This is a genomic window from Pseudomonas putida (assembly GCF_003228315.1).
GTDB classification, from domain to species: Bacteria; Pseudomonadota; Gammaproteobacteria; order Pseudomonadales; family Pseudomonadaceae; genus Aquipseudomonas; species Aquipseudomonas putida_S.
On sequence record NZ_CP029693.1, the window covers coordinates 6693793 to 6719492 of the forward strand.

The window sequence follows — 25700 nt, forward strand, 5'->3', positions numbered from 1 at the left end:
CCTGTTCGCCCGTGGAAAAAATCAGACGGCGACGTCACTTTGCAGCAGGGCTTGCGCCATGCCGGTCATGATTGCGCGCTTGCCGGTAAAGGGTTCGCGACCGTGTACCGCGAGCATGTTGTCGATGAACAACACGTCGCCCTGCTGCCAGCTGAAGCGCACCAGCGAATCGAGGTAGGCCGCTCGCAACGACTCCAGCACCTCGGGCTCGATCGGTTCGCCGTCGCCATAAAAGGTGTTGGTCGGCAGGTCGAGATCGCCGAAGTTGCCTTGCAGCGAATCGCGGATGGCCGGTGGCAGAGTGCTGATGTGGAAGAAGGTGGCGTGGTTGAACCACACCTCTTCACCGGTGCCCGGGTGACGGACCACGGCGGGCCCGCGCTGGCGGGTGCGCAGGCGGTTGTTTTCCTTCCACTCCACTTCGATGCCGACACTGGCGCAGTAGGCTTCCACTTCCGCGCGGTCTTCGGACTGGAACACGGTCTGCCATGGCAGGCCAAAGCCGTCACCGTAGTTGCGCACGTACAGCACGCCCTTTTCGCGGAAACGCGCTTCGATCTGCGGGCTGATCCTGGCCTTCACCGCGCGGGTCGCGCCGATCGGGGTTTCGCCACCGGTCTCGGACGGGATGTGGCAGTAGAAGAACAGCCGCAGCGGGAAGCGCGGCGAGTAGGAGTGCTCGTTGTGCGGGAAAATCATCTGGTCGGCCGGGTAGTCGGTCGAGGTGTAGATGTTGCCGCCGACCCGGGTGCGCGGCGAGGCGCGGAACATGTATTCCAGGGCGCCGGGGGAGAGCGCGGCGATCACCTGATCGAACTGCTCGACCGACAGCACCGAGAACCCGCGAAACAGGATCGCGCCGTATTGCAGCAGCTTCTGCTCGAGGTTCTCACGCTCCTTGGCCGCCCAGGCGACCAGGTCGACGCCACTGACCGCCGGCTCGATCACCAGTGGCAGGGCGTGATCGGGGCTGAGCAGGCGCTCGCTGACCAGTTGCTGTTCCGAGACGTTCATGGCTTTGCGACGCACGCCGCCAAGGGCGCGGGACGGTGGGGGCACGATAGACATAAAGGTATTCAACTCGGTTAGAGGGGCATTGAGCGACGTTTGGTTTGCAGCATCTGGCGGCGACCGGCCGAGGCCTGGGACTGCTGGCGTTCACGCTGGAAGGCCTGATCCCAGGCGTCGAGCCGTTCGGCCACAGCCGGCAGCGACAGGTCGAGCAGTTCGCGGCTCTCGCCCAGAAGGCGGGTCCACAGGTATTGCAGGCGCAGGGCGCGGTCCTGATCGAAATGCTCGCCACGGAACTTCAGGTTGGCCTCGATGCCCGCGCTGCCGTGGGTCAGGTCCAGCACCAGATGGAAATCCCCCGGCGCCTGCGCCACGTCCAGCGAGGTCATTTGCGCGCCGGCGATATCGGTCGGGTTGACCCGCGATGGCTGGTAGTTGAGCTTGACCTGGAACAGCGGCGAGTGACCGGCGCGGCGTTGCGGCGCCAGGGCCGAGACCACCAGATCGAATGGCAGACCCTGATGGGCATAGGCAAGTCGTGCTTCGTCGCGCACTTGCCCGAGGAAAGCCGCCAGGGTCGGCTCGCCACGCAGGTCGCAACGCAAGGTCAACTGGTTGACGAAGAAACCGATCACCTCGTTATGCGCGGCCAATGGCCGGCCGCTGACGTCGGTGCCCAGCAGGAACTGCTGCTGGCCGCCCAGTTGCTTGATCACCAGCTGATAGCTGGCCAGCAACAGCATGAACAGGGTCATGCCGTGCTCGCGGGCCACGGCCGTCAACGCTTCGCAGCTGGCCTGAGGCAGGTTGAAGTTGAGGCTGTGTTCGCCTGCTATCTGGCCACTGCCACCCAGGGCGAGAACTTGCGGCACGCTCGCCAGATGCTCGCGCCAGAACTGTTGTTCGGCGGCGATGCGTTCGACGCTCCAGTGCGCGGCTTCCCAGCGGGCGAAATCCAGGTACTGCAGCGGACGTTCGCGGGCGTCGCCAGCGGCCAGTTCTGCCAGCAGCAATTGCGTCGAACGGCCGTCGAAGGCGATGTGGTGCAGGGTCAGCAGCAGGTCGTGCTGCTGGTCGTCGCGGCTGAGCAAATGCGCGCGCAGCAGCGGGCCGTTTTGCAGATCGACCGGTGTCGCGTGTTCGCGCTCCAGGCGATCGGCCAGCGCTTGTTGTTGCACGGCGATGGGGTGGTAGCGCAGGTCATGCACGGTCAGTGGCACGTCCGTGGCCGGCAGGATCCGTTGCTGCGGACCGCCTACGCCGTCGTGGTAGACGGTGCGCAGGACACTGTGGCGATCGACCAGATGGTTGAGTCGCAGTGCCAGCGCTTCGGTGTCCAGTGTGCCTTGCAGGCGCAGATGCAGCACCAGGTTGTGGCGGGTGTCGGTCGGGTCGAGTTGGCGCAGGAACCACAGACGGCTCTGGGCGAAAGATTGGCGGCCGTGATTCTGATCGGCGCTGGCTTCGGTAACGGTCTTGTCAGGCGTCGGTTCGCCAAGGAAATCCTGCAGCGCTTGTGCCCACTCGCCCAGGGTCTGTTCGCCGAACAGGCGCTGGGTGTCGAGATTCAGGCCCAGGTCCTGATGCAGGCGGGCGGCGAAGTCGGCGACGCTGATGGAGTCCAGGCCGAGGCTGATCAGGCTTTTGTCGAAGTCTACCGTCAGGTACGGATTGACCTCGCGCAGGGTTTGTTTGAGCCATTGGCGGCAGGCGGGCAGGGCGCTTTCGTCGCCTTGGGCCACCTGTTCCAGCAGTTGCCCACGCTCGATCAGTTGCTCATCGGCACTGGCCTGTCCGCCGTACTGGGCAATGATGCTCAAGGTGCCGGCGGCCAGTTGCTTGCGCGAACCCTGCCGGGCGATCTTGCCGCTGGTGGTCATGGGAATGGTCCCGGCTTCCACCAGCACGATCTGGTCGATGCCGCAGTCGGCGGCTTCACGCACGGCGTTCTGCATCGAAGCGAACAGCTCTGGATGACGCGAGGGGTGAACGTATTTGCGCTGGGGCTCGGCGACGATCACCAGCTTCTCGCGGCCCAGCAGCGGGTCCATTTCCGAGAAGGCGGCGATGCGTCCGGTACGAATGCCCGGCTCGGCATCGGTGATGGCGAATTCGATGTCGTGGGGGTACAGGTTGCGGCCGTTGAGGATCAGCAGATCCTTGACCCGCCCGCAAATCACCACCTGACCTTCGTGCATGAAACCCAGGTCGCCGGAGCGCAGGTAATGACCTTCTTCGCCAACGATGCTGGCCTGGAAAGCCTCGCGGGTGGCTTCGGGGTTTTTCCAATAGGCCTCGGCGTTGCTCGGGCCTTGCAGCCAGACTTCGCCGATCTGGTCGGGGGCGCAGCGCTCATGGTTGTGCGGGTTGACGATGGCGATGCCGTGCAGGGCTTGCGGATAACCGCAGGCGACGAACTCCACCGCCGGGGCGCCTTCTTCGGCCAGGGCCACGCGACCGCTTTCCAGCACGGCCTTGTCCAGGCGCAGCACTACGGGCAACGCGTCCGGCGGTGTGGCGCTGACGCACAAAGTGGCTTCGGCCTGGCCGTAACCGGGGCTGATCGCCAGCGGATTGAGGCCACAGGCGGCAAAGCGTTGGGCGAAGGTTTCGAGGGTGCCGGGGTGAATCGGCTCGGCGCCGTTGATTGCGTGTTGCCAGGCGCTCAGGTCCAGCTGGGCGATCAGGTTATCGCTGACCACGCGGTTGCACAGGGCATAAGCGAAGTTGGGCGCGAAGCTGGCGGTGGCACGATAACGGCTCAGCGCCTGCAGCCAGGTCGACGGCGAGTTGACGAAGGTCTGCGAGGCGATCAAGTAGCAGGGCATGCCGCTGTACAGCGGCGCCAGCATCCCGCCGATCAGGCCCATGTCGTGGTACAGCGGCAGCCAGTTGACCATGGCGCCGTGTAAATCGAAACCGTAGGCCTGGCGCATCAGCTCGACGTTGGCGATCAGGTTGCGCTGGCGCACTTCGACGCCCTTGGGCGTACCCGTGGAGCCGGAGGTGTATTGCAGGAAGGACACGGTCGCGCCGTCGACATCCGGGCGTATCCACTGGCTGGCGGACGGGGTGCCAAGGTCTTGGACCGTCGCTACATCGACCCGGCCTTCGACCAGCTCACGCAGGTTTTCACAATGATCGGCCGGGGCGAGGATCAACGTCGGCTGCGCATCCACTACCACATTGCGCACCCGGTCCAGGTGACGCGGCTTGCGCGACGGTGGCGGAAACAGCGGTACGGCGATCAGCCCGGCGTATTGGCAGGCGCAGAAGGCACGGGCGTAGTCGAGGCTGGTGGGCAGCATCAACAGCACCCGATCACCCGGCGCATAACGCGCCTGCAACGCCGCCGCCAGGGATTGGCTCTGCTCGTGCAATTGGGCAAAGGTCAGGGTTTCGCCGATCTCGACGCCGTCCGGCAAAAAATGCAGGGCCGCGCGCTGCGGAAAATTCCGGGCGTTGGTTTCCAGCACTTCGATCCAGTGTTTGAAAGAAAACATGTGCAATTCACGCCATGGCAACGATGACTTTGCGGTCACCGGTGTAAGGGTTGCGGCCGTGGGCGACCAGTCGATTGTCGAGCATCAGGATGTCGCCGGGCTGCCAGGGAAAACTGATGGCGGTCTGGCGATAGACCTCGCGCACGGTGTCGAGCACCGCGTCGGGAATGGCCGAGCCGTCGCCGAAGTACACGTGGCGCGGCAGGTTCTCTTCACCCACCGCGGCCAGCAGGCTGGCGCGCACCGAGGGTTCGATGGCCGAGACGTGGAACAGGTGGGCCTGGTTGAACCACACCCATTCGCCGGTCTCGGGATGCTCGAGCACCGCCGCGCAACGTTGGCGGGTACGCAGTTCCCCGTCGGCTTTCCACTCCCATTGAATGTCGTTGTCCAGGCAGTAACGCTCGACCTGGGCGCGGTCCTCGGTGTTGAAGACCTTCTGCCATGGCAAATCCAGCGCGCCGCTGTAGTTGCGCACGTAGAGCAGCTCGCGGCTGGCGAACAGGTCGCGGATCTCGGCGGGCATGCGCTGGTAGATCAGGCGGCTGTCGGCAATCGGCGTTTCGCCGCCGGTTTCGCTGGCCTTGATGCAGTGGAACCAGATGCGCGAAGGCCAGGGCCGGGTGTAGGCCTGTTCGTTGTGCAAGGGGATGAATTGGTGGGCCGGGTATTCGGTGGAGCTGTAGACCCCGGCGAACACTTTGCTGCGCGGCGTGGAGCCGAATTCGTAGCTGGCCAGCGGCGCGCCGAAGCTGGCGGCGAAGCGCTTGAAATCGATTGGGGTGGGGACATTGAAGCCGCGAAACAGGACGCCGCCAACGGTGATCAGTGCCTGATCGAGGGTGGCGCGAACCGACGCATCCAGCTCATGGATCGACTGTCCCGGCTTGCCCTCTACCAGCATTGGCAATGTCGACTCCGTGTCGAGCGCTGAAACATTGGGCAAGCCTTCGGAACGCACGCTGAGGTGTTCGATTGAAGTCATCCTGCGCATCCTTTTTTCTTTTTCGGTCAGGTGGACAGCCATCGCGAACCTGGAAAATCGGGCAAAGGTCGCGAGGCTGCAGTCCGCCTGAAATGTATCGGCGTTTGTACAGTGCGGCATTTTTATTACAAATGAGAGTCGTTATCAATCTTATTCCATTATTTTTTTTTTTGGATTAGACTCCCGCCGGCCGTAGGCATAGAGCGGTTTTCGCGTACGAAAAATCTACAAAATCTGTCGCAGGGGAGCGGGGCGTGAATTTCAAAAAGAATACAATTGCGTTGGCTGTGGGGTCGGCTGTGTGCCTGGCTAACAGCGCATGGGCGGCCGAGCAGGCGAACACAATGGAGATCGCGCCGATCACGGTGACGGGCGAAAAAATCAACCGTTCCCTGGAAAAAACCCAGTCGAGTGTAGCCGTCGTCACGGAAAAGCAATTGCGTGAGAAGGAAGACCACAGTCTGGTCGACGTGTTCGCCCGCACACCGGGTGTCTACAACACTTCCGGCAACGAGAACTGGGGTATCCGTGGCGTGCCGGTCTCCGGTTTTGATGACCAGGGCCCGGCGGCGCTCAATGGCGCGGTCTCGGTATTCGTCGACGGCGCCGCGCAGCCCAACCGCGCACTGACCTTGAGCCCGATGCCACTGTGGGACGTCGAGCAGGTCGAAGTGTTCCTCGGTCCGCAATCCACTACCCAGGGTCGCAACTCGCTGGCCGGTGCGGTGGTCATTCAAACCAAAAACCCGACCTTCGTTCCGAGCTTCTCGGCGCGGGCCAATGGCGGCACCTACGGTGAACGTGGTGGTGCGGTGGCCGGTGGCGGCGCGATCGTCGAAGACAAGATCGCCGGCCGTATCGCCGTGGATTATCAGGAAGGCGATGGCTACATCGACAACCTCTTCGACGACAGCGACGCGAACAAGACCCGCAACGCCAACTACCGTGGCAAGTTGCTGATCCTGCCCAACGACGATCTCGATGTGCTGCTGACCTATGCCCACGATCAAAGCCGCAAGGGCGACAACTCGGTGGTGCGTCAGGGCGACCGGATCCGTTACTACAAGATCGACTCCAACACCGACGCCTACGACAAGCTCAAGCAGGACACGGTCAGCGCCAAGATCGACTACCGCCTCAATGACGACTGGTCCATCACCAGCCTGACGGCCAACACCGACTCCGACTACGACGCTCGCCTGGACTTCGACCAGTCCGCCGCCACCAACGACGTGGTGTTGCGTAAGCAGTATGGCGACCTGTTCAGTCAGGAGCTGCGCCTGAACTACACCTCGGACGAGGTGAAGAGCTTTGTCGGCCTCTACTACGGCCACAACACCAACAACTTCCACGACCGGTTGTTCTTCGATAACGAATTGGGCGGTACGACCAAGGGCGACACGACGATCGAGAACAAGGCCGTGTTCGGTGAAATCAACTGGTCCTTCGCCCCGCGCTGGACCTTGATCACCGGTCTGCGTTATGACCACGAGACCAACGACACCGACGTCAAGATCGACGATTTCTCACAATCGAGCAAAGACAAGCAGACCTCCGATGCGGTGCTGCCGAAACTCGGTATCGACTACGAGCTGGCGGACAATCAGTTCGTCGGCTTCATGGTGCAGCGCGGCTATCGCGGCGGCGGCGTCAACGTCCGCGCCGGCAGCGGCCACACCGCCTACGATCCGGAATACACCACCAACTACGAGCTGTCGTACCGTGGTTCGTTCATGGAGCAGACCCTGCGTACCCGCGCCAACCTGTATTACACCGACTGGAAGGATCAGCAGGTCAGTGTCGTGAACCCGCAGACCGAGTTCTTCGACGTGTTCAACGCCGGCCGCAGTGACATTAAGGGTCTGGAGGTTTCCGTTGAAAAAGACTTCGGCCAACAGCTGACCCTGAACGCCGGCGCCTCGGTGACCGATGGCAAGTACAAGGACTTCACCACCAGCGATGGCCGCGACATGGGTGGCGAAGATTTCCTGTTCTCGCCCAAGTACAAGATGTCGCTGGGCGCGACCTACCGCTGGAACGACCGCGTGACCCTCAACAGCGATGTGGTCTGGCAGAGCACGTCGCCGTCCGAGTACGAGTTCGACGACGCCGGTCAGGTTGTCGGTGAGCGCAAGGCCGACGCCTACTGGCTGGCCAACTTCAACGCCGAATACAAGCTGACCAAGAACGTTTCGGTCGCCGGTTACGTGAAAAACGCCTTCGACAAGGAGTACGTCACCAACAATCGCAGCGGCGACATCATCGACGTCGGTGCCCCGCGCACGGCAGGCCTGATCCTGCGTTACGACATGTAAACCGATGGACTGGGGAAAGGATTCCCCGCGTCCGGTTTCCTGGCTGTCGTGACCCTTCGTTTCTCACAGCCCCAATCCTTTCCAAACCCAGCCTCCGTGGAGGAAATCATGAGTGCCTTTTCGAATGCCACAACGGGTGGCGCGCAACAGCTACGCCTGTCGCACACCGGTCTGTCGAACCCGTACTGCCTTGATCCGACGCCGCTGCTGGAACGTCAGCAACAGCAGGAATCCAACGCCCGCAGTTACCCTCGGCGCATTCCGCTGGTGCTGGAACGGGCCCATGGCATCTACGTGCAGGACAGTCGCGGCCAGGTGTTCGTCGATTGCCTGGCCGGTGCCGGCACCCTGGCGCTGGGTCACAACCATCCGGTAATCGTCGAAGCCATCACCCAGGTGCTGTCCTCGGGTTTGCCGATGCACACCCTGGACCTCATGACCCCGGTGAAGGACGCCTTCGTCCAGGAAATCTTCGGCTGCCTGCCAGCCGACTTTGCGCGAAACGCGCGCATCCAGTTTTGTGGCCCCAGTGGCGCCGACGCGGTGGAAGCCGCACTGAAGCTGACCCGCACCGCCACGGGCCGGCATTCGGTCCTGGCCTTTGAGGGGGCCTACCACGGCATGACCCTGGGCACGCTGTCGATCAGCGGCAACCTGTCGCCGAAAAATGCCCTGGGCGGCTTGATGGCCGGCGTGCAACGCCTGCCGTTCCCCCATGATTACCGCTGCCCGTTCGGCGTGGCGGGCGAGCAGGGCGTGACACTGAACGTGCGTTACCTGGAGCACTTGCTCAACGATCCGGAAAGCGGCGTGACCGCGCCTGCGGCGATGATCCTCGAACCGATCCAGGGCGAAGGCGGGGTGATCACCGCGCCCGATCGCTGGATGCAGGAGCTGCGGCGCCTGACCCAGGCCCACGGCATTCCGTTGATCGTCGACGAAATCCAGTGCGGCATCGCCCGCAGCGGACGGATGTTCGGCTTCGAGCACTCAGGGATTACCCCGGACGTGATCACCTTGTCCAAAGCCATCGGCGGCGGCCTGCCGTTGTCGGTGATGGTCTACAACGATGGACTCGATGTTTGGCAACCGGGGGCCCACGCCGGCACTTTCCGCGGCAACCAACTGGCGATGGCGGCCGGCACCGCGACCTTGCGCTTCATCCGCGATCAAGGCCTGGTGGCTCACGCCGAAAGCGTGGGTGCGCACCTGCGCAAGCAGCTGCTGGCGCTGCAAGGCGAGTTCAACTGGATCGGCGACGTGCGTGGCCGTGGCCTGATGCTCGGCATGGAAATCGTCGACCCGCAGGGTGAACGCGATGTCCAGAGCCATCCGCCGGTGGACACGGCCCGGGCCAAGGCCTTCCAGCAGGCGTGCCTGCAACACGGGTTGATCGTGGAACTGGGTGGTCGCCACGGCGCCACCGTGCGCTTCCTGCCACCGCTGATCATCACCGAACAGGAAATCGATTTCGTCGCGCAGATCCTGTTCCGCGCCGCCGCTTCGATCAACGAGCGTTCACGTACATCCCTGTAGGAGCGAGCATGCTCGCGATGGTCGTCAACGATAACGCTGGGGGTCTGATACCCCGTGGAGTTCTCGGGTTCATCGCGAGCATGCTCGCTCCTACAAGGGGAAACACGGCCAACTGTAGGAGCGAGCATGCTCGCGATGGTCGTCAACGATAACGCTGGGGGTCTGATACCCCTTGGAGTTCTCAGGTTCATCGCGAGCATGCTCGCTCCTACAGGAGTTTTTTTCATTGAGCAGGGAGTGGTAATGCAGAAGGTGTTTGCGTCGATGAAACCCGCTTGGTTGTTGCTGATTGCGCTTGGATTGAGCGCTTGCGGCGAGCCAAAGGCGCCTGCCGAACAGAATGCCGCTCTGCTGCAGGTAAAGACCCTGACGGTCCAGCCGCGCTCCTTCGCGATGACTACCGATCTGCCCGGCCGCATCGAGCCGGTGCGCATCGCCGAGGTACGCGCGCGGGTGGCCGGCGTGGTGCTGACCCGACACTTTCAGGAGGGCAGCGACGTCAAGGCGGGCCAATTGCTCTTCAGCATCGACCCGGCACCCTTCAAGGCCGCCGTGATGCGCGCCGAAGGTGCGCTGGCCAGGGTCGAGGCGGATGCCTTTCGCGCCAATGCCCAGGTCCAGCGCTTCAAGCAACTGGTGGACATCAACGCTGTCAGCCAGCAAGCCTTCGACGACGCCATGTCCGACCTCAAGAGCGCCCAGGCCAATCGCCTCGCCGCCCAGGCCGACCTGACCACCGCCAGGCTCAACCTCGGTTACTGCCAGGTGCGGGCGCCGATCGCTGGCCGTATTGGTCGTGCCCTGGTCAGCGAAGGTGCGCTGGTGGGCCAGGACGAGGCCACGCAAATGGCGCGTATCCAGCAACTGGACCCGATCTACGCCGACTTCACCCAATCCGCCGAACAGGTGGTGGCCTTGCAACAGGCACTGGCCAGCGGGCGCCTGACACTCAATGGCACGGGTTCCGCCGAGGTCACGCTGCAGGTGGGCAACCCACTCCAGACCCGACGCGGCACCTTGATGTTCTCCGATATTTCCGTGGATCGAAGCACCGGGCAGGTGACCTTGCGCGGCGAGTTCCCCAACCCCGACAACCTGCTGCTGCCAGGCATGTACGTGCGGGTGGTGGCGCCGGCCGGGGTCGATCCACAAGCCCTGTTCGTGCCACAGCAGGCGGTACAGCGCGGCGCCGACGGCCAGGCGCGGTTGATGCTGGTGGATGCGGGCGGCGTGGTGCGCGAGCGGGTGGTCAGCACTGGCGCGATGCTCGGCGCCGACTGGCAGATCACCCAGGGGCTGTCGGCGGGCGAGCAGGTGGTGATCGAGCGCGTCGACAAGGTCAGTGACGGAGAACAGGTCAGCGTAAACACTCTCGCCGGGCAGCAGGCCCGCAACTGACGGAAGCACTCGATGCCGGATTTTTTCATCAACCGTCCGAACTTCGCCTGGGTCATCGCGCTGTTCATTTCCCTTGCAGGGTTGCTGACGCTCGGGACACTCGCGGTCAACCAGTACCCGGACGTGGCGCCGACGCAGATTGTGGTCAGCGCCAGCTATCCGGGCGCCTCGGCACAGATCGTCAGCCAGAACGTCACCAGCCTGATCGAAGAAGAACTCAACGGCCTCAAGGGCCTGATCTATCACGAGTCCAACAGCGCCAACGGCGGGGCCGACATCACCATCACCTTCAAGCCGGGCACCGATGCCGACCTGGCGCAGGTCGACGTGCAGAACCGCCTGCAACGGGTGATCGGGCGCATGCCTCGGGCGGTGATCGAGCAAGGCCTGAAAGTAGAGCAGTCGCGTTCCAATTTCCTGTTGGTGTATGCCTTGTCCTACACCGACGACCAGCAGGATTCCATCGGTCTGGCGGATTACGCCGCCCGGGCCGTGAACAATGAAATTCGCCGGGTGAACGGGGTTGGTCGGGTGCAGATGTACACCGCCGAACGGGCCATGCGCATCTGGGTCGATCCGCAGCGGCTGGTAGGCTACAACCTGTCGATGGCCGATGTGAGCAAGGCCATTGCTGCGCAAAACGCGCAGGTGCCCGCCGGCAGCATGGGCGAACGACCGGGGCCGGCCGGGCAGCAAATCACCGCGACGGTGATGGTGCAGGGGCAGCTCGAATCGGTGGAGGCGTTCGGCAACATTGTGCTGCGGGCCAATGACGACGGCTCCAGCGTGCGCATTCACGACGTGGCGCGGGTCGAACTGGGACGCCAGGACTACCGCTTCGACGCGCGCCTGAACGGCAAGCCGGCGGCGGCCATGTCGGTGCAACTGGCACCCGAGGCCAACGCACTGGAAACGGCCAAGGCGATCAAGCTGCGCCTTGATCAGCTGTCGAGCACCTTGCCAGCGAACATGACCCTGAGTGTGCCCTACGACACCTCTTACTTTGTCGACGTGGCGATCCGGCAAGTGATCTACACCCTGATCGAAGCCATGGTCCTGGTGTTTCTGGTGATGCTGCTGTTCCTGCAGAACCTGCGCTACACACTGATTCCGGCGGTGGTGGTGCCGGTCTGCCTGCTGGGGACCATCACGGTGATGGCGCCGCTGGGCTTCTCGATCAACATGATGACCCTGTTCGGCATGGTGCTGGCCATCGGCATCCTGGTGGACGACGCCATCGTGGTGGTGGAAAACGTCGAACGCCTGATCCGCGAGGAACGGCTGTCACCCAAGGCTGCAACCCGCAAGGCGATGAAGCAGATCAGCGGTGCGATTGTCGGCATCACTTTGGTGCTGTCGGCGGTGTTCCTGCCACTGGCGTTCATGGGCGGTTCGGTGGGCATCATCTATCAGCAGTTCGCCATGGCGCTGTCGGTGTCGATCCTGTTCTCCGGGTTCCTCGCGCTGACCTTGACGCCTGCGCTGTGCGCCACGCTGATCAAACCGTTCGACCCCGTCCATCACTCCCGCGGCAACCGCTGGATGAACGCCTTCAACCGCCGTTTTGAAACGCTGGCCCGGCGTTATGAACGGCTGGGGGCGAGCTGGGTTCGGCGCGCTGCCCGCAGCATGAGCCTGTACCTGTTGTTGCTGCTGGTATTGGCTTTTGCCTATGCACGACTGCCGACTTCGTTCCTGCCCTCCGAGGATCAGGGTTACATCGTCACCGATATCCAGTTGCCGCCGGCGGCTTCGGCGGCGCGCACCGACGTCACGGTGCAGGCCTGGGAGCGCTACTCGCTGGCGCAGCCGACCACCGAGAACGTGCTGGCGATCATGGGTTTCAGTTTTTCCGGGGAAGGCGCCAACGCGGCGCTGTCCTACGTCACCCTCAAGGATTGGTCGCTGCGTGGTAGCGAGGAGTCGAGCAAGGCGGTGGCGGGGCGGGCGAACGATGCCTTTGAAGACGTGGCCGACGGCACCCTGTACAGCGTGGTGCCGCCACCGGTGGATGGCCTGGGCACCGCCAGCGGTTTTGATCTGCGCTTGCAGGATCTGGCGGGGCAGGGGCACGAAGCGCTGCTTGCGGCGCGCAGTCAGCTGTTCGAGGCGGCCAAGGCCTCGAAGGTGATCGGTCACCTGAGCGAGGATGGCCTGGCCGATGCGCCGCAGATCAAGGTCAGCATCGACCGGGAAAAGGCCGAGGCCCTGGGCGTCAGTTTTGACGTGATCAGCGCGGCACTGTCTTCGGCGCTGGGCTCAGAAGAAATCAACGAATTCGCCAATCAGGGGCGCATGCAACGGGTGATCGTCCAGGCCGACGGCGGCAGCCGGCAGACCCCGGAAGCGCTGTTGCGCCTGCAAGTGCCCAATCGTCAGGGTCGGCTGGTGCCGCTGGAAACCTTCAGCCGTTTCGAGTGGCAGGTCGGGCCGTTGCAGATCGGCCGCTACAACGGCTCGGCGTCGTTGCGTTTCTCCGGCGAACCCGCGCCGGGCTACAGCAGCGGGCAGGCCATGGAAGAGCTGCAAAAAATCGCCCGCCAGTTGCCGGCCGGATTCAGCCTGGAGTGGTCCGGCCTGTCGTTGCAGGAACAACAGGCCAGCGATCAGGTGCCGCTGCTGGTGGGCCTGTCGCTGACCATGGTGTTGCTGGTGCTGGTGGCACTGTATGAGAGCTGGGCGATTCCCTTTGCCGTGCTGCTGATCGTGCCGATCGGCATGCTCGGCTCGGTGGCGGCGGTGACGGTGGTGGGCCTGCCCAATGACGTGTATTTCAAGGTGGGGCTGATCACCATCATCGGCCTTGCGGCGAAGAACGCGATCCTGATCGTCGAGTTCGCCCGGGCGCTGCACGCTCAAGGGGCCAGCCTGGCGCAAGCGGCCGCGGAGGCCGCGCGCCTGCGGTTTCGGCCGATTGTCATGACTTCACTGGCGTTCATTCTGGGCGTGGTGCCAATGGCGCTGGCCACCGGGGCGGGCGCTGCCAGCCAGCGGGCGATCGGCACCGGGGTGATCGGCGGGATGCTGGCGGCGACGGTGCTCGGGGTGTTGTTTGTGCCGGTGTTTTTCGTTTCGGTGCTGACGCTGGCCGAGCGACTGCGTCAGCGTCGCTCGGTCGGCGCCCTGGAAGATGTGCGTTGAGAGGCAAACAAAAAAAACGTTTTCGAAAAGGACTTTTCGCATGTACGACCGTCTGGCAACGACCGTTCATCAACCCTGTGCAATGGAGCGCAAAAGCAATAAACCGATCCGCGAGCTGCTGGGCTTTTATGGCCTGCGCACCAGCCTGATCCGCCTCAAGGTCATCGACGCCCTGCTGGTCGCCGCGAGGGAGGGCCGTACCATCGGCGTGAACGGCACCCATGCGTGGCTGGTGTCATCGGCGGTGGAATGTTCGTTCATCAGCGTGCGCGAAGTGTTGAAGCGGTTGTGCGAAGAACGGGTCATCGATTATCGCGAGGACAAGAGCTACAGCTTCACGGCTGAGGCTTGGGCGATATTGATGAGCACCTCGGGTTGAGCCAGCCGCAGACCCTGTAGGAGCGAGCCTGCTCGCGATGAACGCAAGAGCACCACGGGGTGTCAGGTCGCCAGCGTTATCGTTAACGACCATCGCGAGCAGGCTCGCTCCTACAGGGGGTGGTGTTGCATCAGGTATTACCCGAAGCTGCCGGTTTGCACTTCGCCGCTGCGCACGTACCGTGCAACCAGCACGCCGCCAGGGGTGGTGATGGAGTGCTCCAGGGTAAAGGCCGACGGCTGCGCATCATCACCAAAAAAGCGCTTGCCGCGTCCGAGCAGCACGGGGTGAATCATCAACCGCAGTTCATCCACCAACCCTGCCGCCAGCAGCTGGCGCACCAGATCGCCGCTGCCTTGGGTCAGCAAGAGCGAACCGTTCTGCTGTTTGAGCGCGCGCACGGCGTCGACGGGATCGGCATCCAGTGCCTGGCTGTTGTGCCAGGTGAGTGAGTCCGGTCGATGGGTGGCCACGTGTTTTGGGACGGCGTTGAACAGGTCGGCAATGGGGTTTTGCGCGTCGGCCTTAATCTGCGGCCAATACCCCGCGAAGATGTCATAGGTGCGGCGCCCCAGCAGCAATTCGAACGGCTGGGCGAACAGGTCCATCACCGCCTCGCCGGACACCGGGTCGGCGTAGGGCACGATCCAGCCGCCGAAGCGGAAGCCGTCGCTGCGGTCTTCCTCGGGGCCGCCGGGGGCCTGCATGACGCCATCAATCGACATGAACGCGGCAACGACGAGCTTGCGCATGGTGTTCTCCTGATGTGTGAGCCCTTGTAGGAGCGAGCCTGCTCGCGATGGTCGTGAACGATAACGCTGGAGGCCTGATACCCCGCGGCGTCTGTGCCTCCATCGCGAGCAGGCTCGCTCCTACAGCGGATGGGGGTGGGCTTCGGCCACCAGCAGCAGCGACTGCGGCACCGGGCTTTGCGGGTGCTGGGGCTCTTGCAGTTCGGCCAGTTGCAGGCCGGCCATGTCCAGCGCCCTGATCCAGCTGGACAGGGTGCGCATGTACCACGGCATGGGCTGCCATTGGCCCTTGAAGCTGGCGAAGGTCTCTTCCCGCCAGCCATCCTGATAATCGCCCGCGGCGGCGGTCCACGGATGCAGCGTCTGGATCACCAGCGCGCCGTCGGGGGCGAGCAGGGCGTTCATGGCGGCGAGCAGGGGGATGATGTCCTGGTGCAGCAAGGCGAAATTGGCGCAGATCACATCGTAGTCCCGGCCGATGTCGACCTGCGCTTCGGCCAGCGCTTCATAACTCGCCAGATGCACTGTCGAGGCACCTGCCGTGCGCGCCGCCTCGACCAGCGTCGCGTCGCCGTCCACCCCGATCGCCTCGATACCGCGCTCCGCCAGTGCGCGCAACAGCCAGCCTTCACCGCAGCCCAGGTCGAGCACACGCTGCGGCTGGCGACTCTGAATGGCCAGCAGGATCGCCCGGTCGGTGACTTGCTGGCGACTTTCAATGGCGCCGCTGCGCACGGCTTCGATCCAGGCTTGGGCGTTGTACTGCCAGCTTTGCAGCAGGCTGGTTTCCGGGGCGTACATGGTGGCGACCGACGTGATGGGTTGAATCAACAGGATAGGCCACTGGCGGGTGGCCCGTCCTCGTCGGATCGCTCCCTTTTACACGCCTTTGGTCGACGGCAGCAGGATGGTCAGGATGCCCAGCAGCGGCAGGTAGGAGCACAGCGTGTAGACGTATTCGATGCCGTGGATGTCCGCCAGGTGCCCCAGCAGTGCGGCGCCGATGCCGCCGAAACCGAACATCAGGCCGAAGAACACACCGGCGATCATGCCGACGTTGCCCGGCACCAGTTCCTGGGCGAACACCACGATGGCGGAGAACGCCGAGGCGAGGATGAAGCCGATGATCACGCTCAGCACGCTGGTCCAGAACAGGTCGACATAGGGCAGGGCGAGGGTGAAGGGCGCTGCGCCAAGAATGGAAAACCAGATCACCTTTTTACGGCCGATCTTGTCGCCGATCGGGCCACCGAAGAAGGTACCGGCCGCCACCGAGCCGAGGAACAGGAACAGGTACAGCTGGGAACTGGCCACCGACAGGTCGAACTTCTCGATCAGGTAGAAGGTGAAGTAGCTGGTGAAGCTGGACATGTAGAAGTACTTGGAGAACACCAGCAGCGCCAGCACCACCAGGGCGAAGGTCACCCGTTGTCTGGACAGGCCGTGGGTGGCCTTGCCGCCTTGCTTGAGCTTGAACAGGTTCAGGTGCGCGCGGTACCAGCGGCTCAGGCCGAACAGCACCAGGATGGCGAACACCGCAAAGAGGCCGAACCAGGCCACGTGCCCCTGGCCGTAGGGAATGATGATCGCCGCCGCCAGCAACGGGCCGAAGGCGGTACCGGCGTTGCCGCCGACCTGGAAGGTCGATTGCGCCAGACCGTAGCGACCGCCCGAGGCCAGCCGCGCGACGCGCGAGGTTTCCGGGTGGAAGGTCGAGGAGCCGATCCCCACCAGCGCCGAGGCCACGAGAATCGCCGGGAAGCTGCCGACGAACGCCAGCATCAGGATGCCGATCAGGGTGCAGACCATCCCCGCCGGCAACAGCCAGGGCTTGGGATGGCGGTCGGTGTGGTAGCCGACCCAGGGTTGCAGCAGGGAGGCGGTGAGCTGGAAGGTCAGGGTGATCAGGCCGACCTGGGTGAAGCTCAGGCCGTAGTTGGCCTTGAGCATCGGGTAGATCGACGGCAGCACCGCCTGGATCAGGTCGTTGATCAGGTGTGCCAGGGCGCAGGCACCGATTACGCGCATCACCAAGGGGCTGGTCTGGTTGGCCACCGAAGCGGTGGTCGAAGGGGTTGTCAGTGAGGACATCGCACATCATCCGGGCTGGGGAGAAGGGGCATTGCTTGGATCAGCGGCTATGCTAGATTTCGCAAAATTGCCTGTCTCGCGCAATTGGGGCAAAGACCTTCTTAAAAAGGGCATCATGAATAAATCACTCGAAGAATTCCTGCTGGCCATGGACGAAGTGGATTGGCCGGTGTGCACCAGCGCCACCGATTACCCGGAGAACTGGTTCATCGAGCCCCACAGCCATGCCAAGCACCAGTTGATCTACGCCATCGAGGGCGTGATGGTGGTGCATTCGGGCTTGAACCAATGGACGGTGCCGCCCAGTCGTGGGATCTGGATGCCCTGCGGCCACGTGCACTCGATTCGCTGCGTGGGGGCCTTGAAAATGCGCAGCGTGTTCGTGCGACCGGAGTACTTTCCGCAGCTGCCAGACGAGACCCGGGCGGTGAGCATCTCGGCGCTGTTGAGCGAGTTGATCAAGACCTCGGTGAGCATTGCAGGTCCCGTCGACGAAGATTCCCGGGAGGCGCGGATCATGCGTTTGATCGTCGACGAACTGACCCTGCTGCCGACCTTGCCGCTGCACCTGCCGCAACCGGGCGATCAGCGTATCCAGGTCATCTGTGCGGCCCTGCGCGAGGACCTCGGGGACAGCTCGACCCTGGCGGATTGGAGCGAGCGACTGAGCCTGGACGCCAAGACCATCCAGCGCCTGTTCCACAGGGAAACCGGCATGACCTTCGGCCAATGGCGTCAGCAGGCCCGGTTGCTGTCGGCACTGGAGCGCATTGCGCAGGGGGAGAAAATCATCGATGTGGCGGGGGTGTTGGGATACGACAGCCCGAGTGCGTTCAGCACCATGTTCAAGAAACAGTTCGGGACCGCACCCAGCCATTTCTTCAAATGAGATCCCCAGATTCTGTGGGATGAACGATTGGAGGTCGACGAAGAACCTGTAGGAGCGAGCCTGCTCGCGATGGAGGCACAGGCGCCGCGGGGAATCAATTGGCCCCGCGTTATCGTTGACGACCATCGCGAGCAGGCTCGCTCCCACAGTGTTGGGTTATTTGTTTATAAGTTATTAGCTAATAACTTGTGGCTTATGTTTTTTAGCTGAAGTTAACAGCGTGATTGTTATATGGCCCTTATTCTATCTTTAGAATAATTTGTGATTAGTCATCACTGCTTTTATGTCTTTATGATCTGTCCCACAACAACTCGTGAGACAGGAGGTAGCTCGATGACTATTCAAATCAAACCGGTGGCTGGTCGAATTGGGGCACAACTGGAAGGGGTGAAGTTGGGGGGAGATATCAGCGCCGAAGACTTCGAGTTCATTAATCAGGCACTGCTGAAATACAAGGTACTGTTCTTTCGCGACCAGCATCTGGACGACGCACAACACGAAGCTTTTTCCCGTCGTTTCGGCGATCAGGTCCCGCACCCGACCGTGCGTTCCGCCGAGCAGGGCGCCGCGATTCTGCACCTGGACGCCAAGGAAACCCGGGCCAATTCCTGGCACACCGATGTGACCTTCGTGGCCAATTACCCGAAGATTTCCATCTTGCGCGGTGTGGTTATTCCTCCTTACGGCGGCGACACGGTCTGGGCCAATACCGCCGCCGCTTATGCCGACTTACCCGAGCCGTTAAAACAACTGGCAGACAATCTTCGCGCCTTGCACACCAACTTGTATGACTACGCCGCACCGCGTAATACCGATGAATCCGGACTAAAACGTTATCGCGAACAGTTCACGGCCGAAATTTACGAAACCGAACATCCATTAGTGCGAGTTCATCCGGAGTCGGGTGAAAGAAGTTTGTTGTTGGGGCACTTCGTCAAACAAATTCAAGGCGTAAGTACCAGCGATTCCAAACAACTGATCCGCCTGTTCCACGATCGAATCACCCATGTCGACAACACCGTGCGCTGGCGCTGGCAGGAAGGCGATGTGGTGATCTGGGACAACCGCGCCACCCAGCACATCGCGATCAACGATTACGGCGATGCCCCGCGTATCGTGCGTCGCACCACCATCGACGGTGATGTGCCGGTAGGGGTGGACGGTCGCCTGAGCCAGGCGCTGCTGCCGAGCCCGGACGCGCGCTCGCCGAAAACCGAAGCCGACAAAAAACACCTCGCCGCCTGACCCGCAACTCTCATTGGTACAAGGAAGGCTGACATGAAGCTCAATGGCATTCGTTTGCTTAAAAAAGGTGGTATCGCTGCGGCACTGGCGGCGGTTCTCGCAGTGCCTGTAGCCGAGGCCGACGTGTTGCGCATCGGTGTCGCAACCGCCGGTGGCGGTGATCCGGTGACCTTCAGCGGCTCGACCCTGGGCATCGTGCGTAACCAGCAACTGTTGGAGAAAGCCTTCGCCGGGACCGGCACCGAAGTGCAGTGGTTCTTCTTCAAAGGGGCGGGGCCTGCGGTCAACGAGGCCTTCTCCAACCAGCAACTGGACTTCGCCTACCAGGGCGACCTGCCGGCGGTGGTCGGGCGTTCCAACGGACTGGACACCAAATTGCTGGCGGCACTGGGGGTGCGCGCCAACCTGTATCTGGCGGTGCCCAAGGGCTCCCCCTTGAAAACCATCGAGGACCTCAAAGGCAAGAAGGTCGCGATCTTCCGCGGCACCAACGGTCATCTGGTGATGATCAATCTGCTGGCGGAACACGGGCTGACCGAACGCGATATCAAGGCGATCAACCTCGACACCGGCAGCTCCCAGGCGGCACTGATTTCCAACGGCGTGGATGCCGCGTTCGGCGGGCGCGAGTTGTTCAAGCTGCGTGACCAGGGCCTGATCGACATCGTGTACGACAACCCCCAGCAGGACGTGCGCTACACCCGTCAGACCGCGCTGGTGGTTCGTGGCGACTATGAAAAAGCCAATCCGGACAAGGTGCAAAAGGTCGTCGACACGCTGGTGGACGCGGCGAAATGGACCTCGGACGAGAGCCATCGCGACGACGTCTTCGCTGAATGGGCCAAAAGCAATGACCCGGCCAGTTCACTGCGCGCCGACTTCACCGGGGTGCCGCTCAGGGACAGGGCTTCGCCGCTGGTCGACAACTTCCTGATCAGCCGCTATCAGGCCGTGGCGGATCAGGCCAAGGAAGAAAAACTCATCCGCCGCCCGGTCTCGCTCGATGGCTGGTTCGAGAGCAGCTACTTGCAGAAATCCCTCAAGGCCAAGGGCCTGGAAAACTACTGGACGCCTTACGGTCCGGACGGCAAGCAACCGGCGGGTAATGCGGTAGCGGCCGCGACGACCAGCAAGCAAGGGAGCTAGGCACATGGCCAGGGCACAGACCGCAAGACTGGAGAAGTATGGGGCGCCGGCGTTGCCGAGCGACAACGTCAAACGTCTGCCACCGGCGCCCGCGCGCCCGGTGCGCAAGGTCGAGGTGCCGCGCACGCGGGCGTGGTCCCTGAGTCTGGGTGACAAGGCCTTGCCCTGGCTGTTGCCGCTGCTGTTGTTGGGTGTGTGGTACCTGGGGGTGGAGCGGGGCTGGCTGTCAGAGCAGGTGCTGCCACCGCCAGCCTATGTTTATCAGGCGCTGTCGGATCTGGTCGGCAGCGGCGATCTGTGGATGAACGCCTCGGCCAGCCTGCAACGGGTGGTCGTGGGGTTCAGTCTCGGCGCCTTGCTTGGCGTGGCGCTGGGCCTGGCCATGGGGCTGTCGCGGACGCTGGAGGATTATCTGCTGCCGACCTTCAACGCACTGGTACAGATTCCGGTGCTGGGCTGGCTGCCGTTCGCCTTGCTGCTGTTCGGCATCGGCGAGACGCTCAAGTACGTGCTGATTGCCAAGGCCGCGCTGGTGCCGATTACCCTGTGTACCTTGCAGGCGTTCCGTCAGGCGCCCAAAAACTTGCTGGAAGTCGGGCGGACCTACGGCTTCAGCCGGCGACAAAGCGTGACCTCCATTGTCCTGCCGGCGGCGATCCCGACACTGTTTACCGGGTTTCGCCTGGGCTTCACCAAGGCGTGGCTGTCGCTGGTGGTGGTCGAGTTGGTGGCGTCGAGTGAAGGGCTGGGTTACCTGATCGTCTATGGGCGCCAGCTGTTTCAACTGGATTTGGTAATCGCCGCCGTCGTGGTGGTGGGGACGCTCGGCCTGCTGATCGATCGCGGTTTCGACTATGCAGAGAAGCGCCTCAATCGCGGGCGGCCAACGGTGGGAGGGTGCCTGTCATGAGTGCGACGTTGACATCCAGAGGCGGCAGTCACCGTTATCGCGGGTGGGTCTTGCCCATCTCAGTGGTTGCCCTGTGGTGGCTGGCTTCGAATCAGGGCTGGAGCGAATCGGGATTGTTCGTTTCGCCGGAAAAAGTCGCGGCGACGGCCTGGGATCAGATCACCTCGGACAAATTCTGGCGGGCGATTTCCGCGAGTCTGGCGCGCAATCTCAGTGGTTTTTTCATCGGTACCGCGCTGGGCCTGGTACTGGGTTGCCTGCTGGGGCTTTCCCGACATTTCGAGCGTTTAGTGGGTCCGAGTTTCAACACCTTCAAGCAAATCTCCCTGTTCGCCTGGATCCCACTGATCTCGGTGTGGTTCGGCCTGGGCGACGTGGCCAAGGTGGTGTTCCTGTCACTGGCCGCGCTGGTGCCGGTGGTGGTCAACACCTGCGACGGTTTGCGCAACGTCCCGCCCAGCCTGCTGGAAGTGGCGCGGGTGTACGGCTTCAGCCGTTGGCAAACCATTATCGGGGTGATGCTGCCCGCCGCCTTGCCGTCGATTTTCACCGGGCTGTACCTGGCGCTGGTCTACAGCTGGCTGGCGACCATCGGCGCTGAGTACCTGCTGGTGTCCGGGGAGGGGATCGGCAACACGCTGATCGATGGCAGCGAGCATTTCATGATGGACCTGGTGCTGTTTGGCATGGTGGTGATTGGCCTGGTGGGCTGGGGTCTCAATGCCCTGGCCCGGACACTCGAGCGGCGGATGCAGCGCTTGTACGGCATCGCAACCCCTTAGAAAAGGATCGCAAAAATGAGCAACGGCCTGACCCTGGAACACATCAGCAAGCGCTTCAGCTCCAAACCCGGCAGTTCGACGCAATTGCAGGTGCTGGACAACATTCACCTGGACATCGCCCCCGGCGAGTTCATCAGCATCGTCGGCGCCAGCGGCTGCGGAAAATCCACGTTGCTGCGACTGATCCTCGGCCTGGACGAAGAATTTGACGGGCGCATCCTGCTCAATGGCCAACCCATCAAGGGCACGGGCCTGGAGCGAGGCATCGTGTTTCAGGATCACCGTTTGTTCCCCTGGCTCAATGTCGAACAGAACGTCGCCGTGGGCCTGAAGAACTCGCCCCTGAGCGCCGGGCAGAAGCGCGATACCGTGCGCGAGCACATCGAACTGGTCGGCCTGCAGGACTTCATCGAGTCCTACCCGCATCAGATTTCCGGCGGCATGGCCCAACGCGTGGCCATCGCCCGCGGGCTGGTCAATCGCCCGAGCGTGCTGTTGCTGGATGAACCGCTGGGCGCCCTTGATGCCTTGACCCGTGCGCGCCTGCAGGGGGAGCTGCAGAACATCTGGGCCAAGGAAAAAATCACCATGATCCTGGTGACCCACGATGTCGACGAGGCGGTGTTCCTCGGCGATCGGGTGGTGGTGATGCAACCCAATCCGGGGCGCATCCGGCGGATTGTCGACGTCGATCTGCCGCGTCCGCGCAACCGCAGCGACAGCCGTTTCATCGCCCTGCGCGATGACGTGTTGAGCGACTTTGCGGAGTTGCATTGAGTCGCTTGTCGTCCTCTTTTAAATGTCTATTTTTCAAGGAGTGGAAATGTCCGAACGCCAGCTCAGCCTCAACCTCTTCATCTACCCCAACGGCCATCACGAAGCCGCCTGGCGTCATCCGCAGTCGGTGCCGGAAGCGTCCATGGACATCGGTCACTACCAACAGCTGGCGCAACGTGCCGAGCGGGAAAAGCTCGATGCGATTTTCTTCGCCGATTCGCCGTCCCTGGCCGAAAGCGACCGCGAAGGCCTGCGCATTCGTTTCGAGCCGGTGACCTGGCTGGCGGCGATTGCGGCGGTGACCCAGCGCATCGGCCTGATCGCCACGGCCAGCACCACCTACAGCGAGCCCTACAACCTGGCCCGCTCGTTCAGCGCGCTGGACCACTTGAGCAAGGGCCGTGCGGGCTGGAACATCGTCACCACCTCCCTGGCCGCTGCCGCCGCCAACTTCGGTCTGGACCAGCATCCGCCGGCCCATGATCGCTATGCCAAGGCCGAAGAATTCGTGCAGGTGGTGGGCGACCTGTGGGACAGCTGGGAGGACGATGCGCTGGTGCTGGACAAGGCCGCCGGGGTGTTTGCCAACGGTGCGAAAGTGCACTCGATCAACCACGTCGGCACGCACTACCGGGTCAAGGGGCCGTTCAACTCGCCACGTTCACCGCAAGGGCGACCGGTGCAGGTGCAGGCCGGTTCTTCCGAGGATGGTCGTGATTTCGCCTCAAGGCATGCCGAAGCGATCTTCACCGCGCACCAGACGCTGGAGAGCGCGACCGAATTCGCCAACGACATCAGGGCGCGGGCGAGGGCAGTGGGGCGCGACCCTCGGCAGCTGAAAATCCTCCCGGGCATCAGCCCGTACATCGGCAGCACTGAAGCCGAGGCCCAGCGCAAGTTCGATGAACTCAACGAGCTGGTACTGCCTCATGTTGCGCTGGGCCAGCTGCGTCGGCTGTTGGGTGTCGACCTGTCGGGCCAGGACCTGGATGCACCATTCCCGCGCCACCTGGTCAACTTTGACGGCGGCGAGAGTCAGGCCAGTCGCTTCAAGCTGGTCATCGACATCGTCGACCGCGAGCAGCCGACCCTGCGCCAACTGATCAACCGCCTGGCTGGCGCTCGCGGGCATTGGGTGCCGGTGGGCACGCCGGTGCAGATCGCCGACCTGATCGAACAGTGGTTCCGTAGCGGTGCTGCTGACGGTTTCAACGTGATGCCGCCAGCGTTCCCTGATGGCTTTGAAGTGTTCCTTGATGAGGTGCTGCCGATCCTGCGCCAGCGTGGGTTGTTTCGCGAGGAATATGCGGGGACGACGCTGCGCGAACATTACGGCCTGAGCCGCCCGGTATCGCGGTTTGCGTTGAAATCGGCCTGAGAGGTGCAACGCTGACCCCCCCCCTGTGGGAGCGAGCCTGCTCGCGATGGAGGTCAACGATAACGCGGACAGCCTGACACCCAGTGGTGTTCTGTCGTCCATCGCGAGCAGGCTCGCTCCTACAGGATTGACGCGGACCTCTGTAGGAGCGAGCACGCTCGCGATGGAGGTCAACGATGACGCTGGCAGCCTGACACCCCGCGGTGTTCTGTCGTCCATCGCGAGCATGCTCGCTCCTACAGGTTCAGGTTCAGATCGTTCAGGGTGGATCGAGGCGCGTGCGCTGACCAATTCAACAGGCTCTCAGGTTTTTTCCCTGGGTGATCTGCTCGTACATCCGTACCCTTCGGTGATTGCGGGCATACCCGCCCATGGCCGATACGGTGCCGCTTTGAATGTGATCCAGGTACTGGAACAGCTTGCGTGGCGCAATCAAACGCACCTGGTAGCCCAGGGCAGTCATTCGATCCTGCAATTCATAACCGGGATTTCGCCCGTCCATTTGAAAGTGAAAACCGTGTTGCCTGATGAGCGCCACATTCCAGAGCGTGCAAAAGCTCTTCAGGTGTTTTTCCCGATACGGCTTGGGCGCTCTTGCCGCCATGCCGAGTGCCAACAGGCTCCGTCGGGTGTAGTGCTTGCAGAACCGCGAGGCCAGGCGCCAGGCCGAACGAACGACGCCCCGGTCCAGTTGCTCCAGGCAGCCGACGGTGGCCACCGGGTGCTGCCCGGTACATTGGTCGAGCATCATGGCGAAGACGGTCGGATCGTAGATGAAGGTATCGGTGTGCAGCAGAAACACATAGTCGGTTTCGACCCGTGCCAAAGCGAGATCCAGTGCCCGGCCATGGGCAAGGTTTCCCGCTTCGGGGCCTAGGGGTGTGCGCTCGATCAGTTCAATCCAGTCCAGCGTGCGCAAGTACTCGATGCTGGCATCGTTGGATTGGTTATCCACCACAATCACCGGCACACCTGTGTCGCGCAGCGCCTCCTGTAGAAGCGTGAGACAGGTTTTGGTCAGTTCAAGGGATTTGTAGTTGACCAGCACAATGCTGTAGTTGGCTGTCGTGGGAGTTGGACGGTTCATGACCTGTTGTGCCTCGATGATTTAACCGATACCGCGCAGGATTGCTCAAACTTGACGGGGCATGAGCCCCTTCAGTTCGAGCGCGAGACGTCGTTGGAAGACGCGTTCTGGTTGCTGGCGGTGGCGGTCGCCGTGGCAGCGTCTGACTGTTGATACGCGGTCATGGCGGTTGCCCGGGCGGCTTCCATCCTGGCCATCACGGTATCGCCACCGCCTTCTGCCATGGCGGCGACAGAGGCAGTCATCAGGGTCAGGATCAAAAGGGCTTTAAGGCTGTTCATGGGTGTTCTCCAGTAGTGAGTTGAAGCAACACAGTGTTTGTTGGCCTGGACTCATCTTGAAGCTCACTGCCTTTCGCCCTGTTCGCCGCAACAT

Annotated in this window: 20 protein-coding genes; 12 read left to right on the forward strand and 8 right to left on the reverse strand. The window is 62.7% G+C overall.

Going from position 1 to position 25700, the window contains the following annotated elements; translation table 11 throughout:
• Positions 1-21: 21 nt before the first annotated feature.
• The 3 genes from DKY63_RS31345 to DKY63_RS31355 are packed head-to-tail and all read right to left on the reverse strand — an operon-like array spanning position 22 to position 5499.
• Positions 22-1068 carry a TauD/TfdA family dioxygenase gene (locus tag DKY63_RS31345; RefSeq protein ID WP_110967686.1) on the reverse strand — a complete coding sequence of 349 codons (1047 nt, stop codon included), beginning with the start codon at positions 1066-1068 and terminating at the stop codon, positions 22-24.
• A 17-nt stretch (positions 1069-1085) separates the two neighbouring features.
• The gene (locus tag DKY63_RS31350) at positions 1086-4514 is read right to left on the reverse strand and encodes a condensation domain-containing protein (RefSeq protein WP_110967687.1); all 3429 of its coding nucleotides are present in this window, start codon (positions 4512-4514) and stop codon (positions 1086-1088) included.
• A 7-nt stretch (positions 4515-4521) separates the two neighbouring features.
• Positions 4522-5499 carry a TauD/TfdA family dioxygenase gene (locus DKY63_RS31355; RefSeq protein WP_110967688.1) on the reverse strand — a complete coding sequence of 326 codons (978 nt, stop codon included), beginning with the start codon at positions 5497-5499 and terminating at the stop codon, positions 4522-4524.
• 254 nt (positions 5500-5753) lie between these two features.
• On the opposite strand from DKY63_RS31355, the gene DKY63_RS31360 reads away from it, so the two are divergent.
• From DKY63_RS31360 to DKY63_RS31385, 5 genes are all read left to right on the forward strand, one after another.
• A complete protein-coding gene (locus tag DKY63_RS31360; protein ID WP_110967689.1) occupies positions 5754-7814 on the forward strand; it encodes a TonB-dependent receptor in 2061 nt (686 codons plus the stop codon).
• Between the two features lie 108 nt (positions 7815-7922).
• Positions 7923-9350 carry a diaminobutyrate--2-oxoglutarate transaminase gene (locus tag DKY63_RS31365; RefSeq protein ID WP_110967690.1) on the forward strand — a complete coding sequence of 476 codons (1428 nt, stop codon included), beginning with the start codon at positions 7923-7925 and terminating at the stop codon, positions 9348-9350.
• A gap of 264 nt (positions 9351-9614) precedes the next feature.
• On the forward strand, positions 9615-10748 hold the full coding sequence (locus DKY63_RS31375) for an efflux RND transporter periplasmic adaptor subunit (RefSeq protein ID WP_204354277.1): 1134 nt from the start codon (positions 9615-9617) through the stop codon (positions 10746-10748).
• A gap of 12 nt (positions 10749-10760) precedes the next feature.
• A complete protein-coding gene (locus DKY63_RS31380) occupies positions 10761-13889 on the forward strand; it encodes a multidrug efflux RND transporter permease subunit (RefSeq protein ID WP_110967692.1) in 3129 nt (1042 codons plus the stop codon).
• Between the two features lie 40 nt (positions 13890-13929).
• Positions 13930-14268, forward strand: a complete 339-nt coding sequence (locus DKY63_RS31385) for a fe2+ zn2+ uptake regulation protein (RefSeq protein ID WP_204354278.1) — start codon at positions 13930-13932, stop codon at positions 14266-14268.
• Between the two features lie 137 nt (positions 14269-14405).
• On the opposite strand, the gene DKY63_RS31390 is transcribed toward DKY63_RS31385, so the two are convergent.
• The 3 genes from DKY63_RS31390 to DKY63_RS31400 form a co-directional block, all read right to left on the reverse strand.
• Positions 14406-15020 carry a dihydrofolate reductase family protein gene (locus DKY63_RS31390; protein ID WP_110967693.1) on the reverse strand — a complete coding sequence of 205 codons (615 nt, stop codon included), beginning with the start codon at positions 15018-15020 and terminating at the stop codon, positions 14406-14408.
• 120 nt (positions 15021-15140) lie between these two features.
• Positions 15141-15821 carry a class I SAM-dependent methyltransferase gene (locus DKY63_RS31395; protein WP_110968024.1) on the reverse strand — a complete coding sequence of 227 codons (681 nt, stop codon included), beginning with the start codon at positions 15819-15821 and terminating at the stop codon, positions 15141-15143.
• Between the two features lie 78 nt (positions 15822-15899).
• Positions 15900-17111 (reverse strand): MFS transporter, encoded by a 1212-nt coding sequence (locus tag DKY63_RS31400; protein WP_110967694.1) that lies wholly within the window; start codon positions 17109-17111, stop codon positions 15900-15902.
• A gap of 67 nt (positions 17112-17178) precedes the next feature.
• Here DKY63_RS31400 and DKY63_RS31405 point away from each other — a divergent pair, with 67 nt between their 5' ends.
• The 7 genes from DKY63_RS31405 (at position 17179) to DKY63_RS31435 (ending at position 24238) form a co-directional block, all read left to right on the forward strand.
• Positions 17179-18000, forward strand: a complete 822-nt coding sequence (locus DKY63_RS31405; protein ID WP_110968025.1) for an AraC family transcriptional regulator — start codon at positions 17179-17181, stop codon at positions 17998-18000.
• A gap of 333 nt (positions 18001-18333) precedes the next feature.
• Complete coding sequence (locus DKY63_RS31410; protein ID WP_110967695.1) at positions 18334-19245, forward strand: TauD/TfdA dioxygenase family protein; 912 nt, start codon at positions 18334-18336, stop codon at positions 19243-19245.
• A 33-nt stretch (positions 19246-19278) separates the two neighbouring features.
• A complete protein-coding gene (locus DKY63_RS31415; protein WP_110967696.1) occupies positions 19279-20391 on the forward strand; it encodes an ABC transporter substrate-binding protein in 1113 nt (370 codons plus the stop codon).
• A gap of 4 nt (positions 20392-20395) precedes the next feature.
• Positions 20396-21301, forward strand: a complete 906-nt coding sequence (locus DKY63_RS31420) for an ABC transporter permease (protein ID WP_110967697.1) — start codon at positions 20396-20398, stop codon at positions 21299-21301.
• Positions 21298-22083: an ABC transporter permease gene (locus DKY63_RS31425; RefSeq protein ID WP_110967698.1), complete on the forward strand. Its 786-nt coding sequence runs from the start codon at positions 21298-21300 to the stop codon at positions 22081-22083. The genes DKY63_RS31420 and DKY63_RS31425 overlap by 4 nt, the downstream gene beginning before the upstream one ends.
• 15 nt (positions 22084-22098) lie before the next feature.
• Positions 22099-22860, forward strand: a complete 762-nt coding sequence (locus DKY63_RS31430) for an ABC transporter ATP-binding protein (protein ID WP_110967699.1) — start codon at positions 22099-22101, stop codon at positions 22858-22860.
• Between the two features lie 46 nt (positions 22861-22906).
• Positions 22907-24238 carry an LLM class flavin-dependent oxidoreductase gene (locus DKY63_RS31435; protein ID WP_110967700.1) on the forward strand — a complete coding sequence of 444 codons (1332 nt, stop codon included), beginning with the start codon at positions 22907-22909 and terminating at the stop codon, positions 24236-24238.
• A 292-nt stretch (positions 24239-24530) separates the two neighbouring features.
• Here DKY63_RS31435 and DKY63_RS31440 read toward each other — a convergent pair whose 3' ends face one another.
• Positions 24531-25325 (reverse strand): glycosyltransferase, encoded by a 795-nt coding sequence (locus DKY63_RS31440; RefSeq protein WP_110967701.1) that lies wholly within the window; start codon positions 25323-25325, stop codon positions 24531-24533.
• Positions 25326-25396: 71 nt separating this feature from the next.
• The gene (locus DKY63_RS31445) at positions 25397-25606 is read right to left on the reverse strand and encodes a co-regulatory protein PtrA N-terminal domain-containing protein (protein ID WP_110967702.1); all 210 of its coding nucleotides are present in this window, start codon (positions 25604-25606) and stop codon (positions 25397-25399) included.
• Between the last annotated feature and the right edge of the window lie 94 nt (positions 25607-25700).